Raw genomic sequence first — 3,440 nt, 5'->3', positions numbered from 1 at the left:
CCGTCCACATATGCAAAATGAACAGCGTCGATCCGCTCGCCTGGCTCTGCCAAACCTTGACCCGCATCGCTCAGGGCTGGCCCGCGTCTGAAATCGAAGCCCTCATGCCCTGGAACTTCAGGTCCGACGCCATCGGCTGACCGCTTACAATAGGAGCCGCGGCTTCTGATGTTGACCGGGAACTATCCCAGGCAACGAGCCAAGGCTTACGACATCATCGAGACGATCGGGGGAAATTGAATGGCGAAGATCCCCGATCCGATCGACGTCGAAGTCGGCGGCAAGATCAAGGCGCAGCGCCGGCTGGCCGGTATGAGCCAGAATACCTTGGCCGACCGGCTCGGCGTCACCTTCCAGCAGATCCAGAAATATGAAAAGGGCACCAACCGGGTGAGTTCGAGTCGTCTCGCGATGATTGCGGAAACCTTCGGCGTGCCGCCCGCTTATTTCTTCCCGGGCTCGACGGTCGACCCTGGCCAAGCCGTGGCGGCCGCGGCGCCGGAACTGGTCAGCTTCATCGAGACCAACGAGGGCCGAGACCTCAACGTGGCGTTCGCACGGATCAGCTCGCACACCATCCGCAGGAAGGTGGTCGGCCTGGTGACGGCCTTGGCCGCTGCGCTTCCTTCCGTGCAGGGTGATGCCAGCGAATAGCGCTTGGAGCGCAAAATTTCGCACGGCGGCTTCTTGAAGAATGCTGCAATGCAGCATACATTCGGGTGGTCGGAGCTGCACTCCTCCTCCCAGCAGCTTCGGGCAACGACTGGCAACCCTCCTCCTCCCAAGTTGTCAGTCAGAATCGAAGCCCGGTGCATCTCCTCCCGCACCGGGCTTTTTCATGCGCCTTCGGCGCCACGCAGCAGCCGCTCCATGCACCCGCGGATAATGGCGCGGGCCAGTATTTTGTCGGTATCGCGGTACTTCAACTGCCGGAGCGCATAGCTGTATCCGACCGCCCATACCTCTTGCTCCGATCCCGCAACGCCCAACGCCCAGGCCCGGCAAGCCCTAATATAGGCCTCGTACGGTGAGCCGGCGCAAAAGAGATCAATCTCGGTCCAGCCTATTGCCTGGTTTTCTGTAGGCCATCCTGCGCGATCGGGTGCATCCGTATGAAAGATTGTGCTCAACTCAAGAGCAACAGGGTCGAGCGAGGCAAGCGAACGCCCAATTTCGGGATAGTCGATTACCATTGGCCGTGCGAAGTCATCGAAAAGAACATTCGCACAGTGCAAATCCCCATGCTGCATGCAGCGCGCCGCGTCCACCTCGATCGCTTCAACTGCGCCCAAGTCAAGTCCCGCAAGCTCCTCGCCGAGTCCTTGGAGGACAACATCACCGACGACGCTCCGCCGAATGGTTGAGACCCGCAACCGCTCAATCTGGCGTGCTCCATGCCAGATCGCGTGATCGGCACGAACCTGCGCCGGGACGGCCGCACCGGCGATCGGGTCATTGGTAAGGATATCGAAAAGGCTTCTCACCTCAGCCCCAACCACGCCGTAGAATATGCTTGCGAAACTGCCGGCGCCCAGTGCGATCTCGGCGGTCACTTGAGGAAAGGAGCCAGGTGCAAGCCTCACCACCTCTGAATGATACTTCGCTTTCTCGACCGCGATCTCGCTAAACACTCCAAGTCTTGCTACTGACGTAATTTGAGCGGCGCCCGCGGCGTTGAAAACCGTGACCCGTAACACCCTTGCACCCGAAAGCCCGCCAGCGAGCTGACGGACTTCGACTCGGCTGCCGCCGTGCGTTCGTCCAAAGAGCCTTAATAGGCGCATTTCCTCCCCGCGCAGGTTCACGGGGGCGTCCACGTATTCCAAGTGAATCTGGTCAGTTCTTTGAACCTCCGCGCGAAACGATCGCACGGCGGCGACGCAATCGTTCATTCGATTTTTCCAGAACACCTGGTGGATAGGATCCTCGCGGCCGCAACAATGTATATCGCCACGTCGACCATGGTCGCGGAGCATGTCGACGGGAAAGTCCGGATCCACAGTGCCGGTGAGAAACCATACAGACGTACCGGGAAGCTGCTCGGCAATCGCTTGGAACACAGCCCATCCATGGTCTTGATGATCATCAAGAAAGTCGTCTTCGGTCGGAATACGACGATCGAGGATTACCACATCGAAAAGCTCCTCCGCGATTGCGGTAAGCGCTCCCAATCTACTATGCCGCCAAGTCACCTCGCAGCCGTCGATGCCGCGAATTGCCTTTTCGATCGATGCGGCAAAATCGACGTTGTCCTCAACTAGCAAAATGCGCATCAACCCACCGCCTTCGGCCAACGCATCTCGAATCGGACTCCACGGTCGCCCGGGATGAGGCGGACACTGCCGTTCAGCGACGTCATCGCCTGCTGAGCGGTTGCGAGACCCATACCGAGATGTCCTGCCTTAGTGGTTGAACCGATCTCAAAGGCGCGAGCCACATTGCCCCGAAATCCGACGCCACTGTCGACGATCGCGATCCAGACGTCCTTGTCGGTAACTCCCCAATTCACTGCGATGTCTGGATACCGAGCGTCTTCAACTGCAAGCGCGAGCGTTGCGTCGATTGCGTTGCGCAGCCCATTGGTAAAGCCGAGACATATGAGGCCCTTGTCTGCTTCGACCGTGCATTCGTGTGGGCCTGCGCGTAAAATGCTGACAGGACCCGCCCCTGCTTCCTCCTCGATCCATTGATAAATGGTAACCCTCCGCCGAAGGCCGTCTGCCCAGATTTTCTGATTGGCTTTAAGTCCATGGCTTATGTCATGCGCTACAATCATTTCCCCCATTGAGGTCCTGTCCTCCGATGATCTTGGTCGCCGGCGGGATTGGTCGGACGAAGAGAAGGTTCGGATCGTCGAGGAGAGCCTGCAAGGCTTTCGGCAGGGGTCCGCGACGGCGCGGCGATATGGTTTGTCGCGGTCATTGTTGACCCGTTGGCGTCGGGAGTTCCGTAGTGGCCTTCTGAGCGGTTCGGCTTCAACGGGCTTCGTGCCACTTTCGATTTCGTCACCGGCGGCGGCATCTTGCGAGAAGGTCTCGCCGCCCCGGCCGGACGATGACAAAAGGATCGAGATCGGCCTGCCGAACGGTCGACGGTTGATGATCCCGGCGTCGCTTGATCCGATCATTCTCGCCCGGCTGTTGCCGGTTCTGGATGCGTCATGATCGCCTTTCCGGCTGGTGTGAAGGTGTGGATTGCGGGGGGCGTGACGGACATGCGCTGCGGCATGAACAGCCTGGCGCTGAAGGTGCAACAGGGTCTTGGCCGCGATCCTCATGGCGGCGAAGTCTTCTGCTTCCGGGGTCGCAAGGGTGATCTGGTCAAGGTTCTGTGGCACGACGGGATCGGCATGTCGCTTTACCTGAACGATCTGCATTCATACTGCATCTCTCTTTCGCACTCAGTTGAAGGTTTTGGCTTGGCTGGCATTTTCCTTATGA

6 protein-coding genes are annotated in these 3,440 nt (G+C 59.2%); 4 read left to right on the top strand and 2 right to left on the bottom strand.

The annotated features are described in order from the left end of the window. The coding region (locus AKG11_RS34250; protein WP_156334235.1) for a transposase domain-containing protein at positions 1 to 140 on the top strand (140 nt) is incomplete at its 5' end. 100 nt (positions 141 to 240) lie between these two features. Then, positions 241 to 654: a helix-turn-helix domain-containing protein gene (locus AKG11_RS33210; protein ID WP_050747111.1), complete on the top strand. Its 414-nt coding sequence runs from the start codon at positions 241 to 243 to the stop codon at positions 652 to 654. Between the two features lie 182 nt (positions 655 to 836). On the opposite strand, the gene AKG11_RS33205 is transcribed toward AKG11_RS33210, so the two are convergent. Beyond that, positions 837 to 2,294: a response regulator gene (locus AKG11_RS33205; protein ID WP_197284071.1), complete on the bottom strand. Its 1,458-nt coding sequence runs from the start codon at positions 2,292 to 2,294 to the stop codon at positions 837 to 839. Continuing rightward, positions 2,273 to 2,785: an ATP-binding protein gene (locus AKG11_RS35275; protein WP_050747108.1), complete on the bottom strand. Its 513-nt coding sequence runs from the start codon at positions 2,783 to 2,785 to the stop codon at positions 2,273 to 2,275. Before AKG11_RS35275 ends, AKG11_RS33205 begins: the two co-directional genes overlap by 22 nt. Between AKG11_RS35275 and AKG11_RS34240 the strand changes: the two genes are divergently transcribed. Beyond that, positions 2,757 to 3,164, top strand: a complete 408-nt coding sequence (locus AKG11_RS34240; protein WP_082342987.1) for an IS66-like element accessory protein TnpA — start codon at positions 2,757 to 2,759, stop codon at positions 3,162 to 3,164. The genes AKG11_RS35275 and AKG11_RS34240 overlap by 29 nt on opposite strands. Further along, a partial coding sequence (gene tnpB, locus AKG11_RS33190; protein WP_156334234.1) for an IS66 family insertion sequence element accessory protein TnpB occupies positions 3,161 to 3,440 on the top strand: 280 nt, incomplete at its 3' end. The genes AKG11_RS34240 and tnpB, both read left to right, overlap by 4 nt.

Origin of the sequence: Shinella sp. SUS2 (genome assembly GCF_001262505.1) — a bacterium.
GTDB lineage: Bacteria > Pseudomonadota > Alphaproteobacteria > Rhizobiales > Rhizobiaceae > Shinella.
The sequence above is the reverse complement of the archived record's forward strand: the minus strand, read 5'-3'. Positions and strand labels throughout refer to the sequence as shown.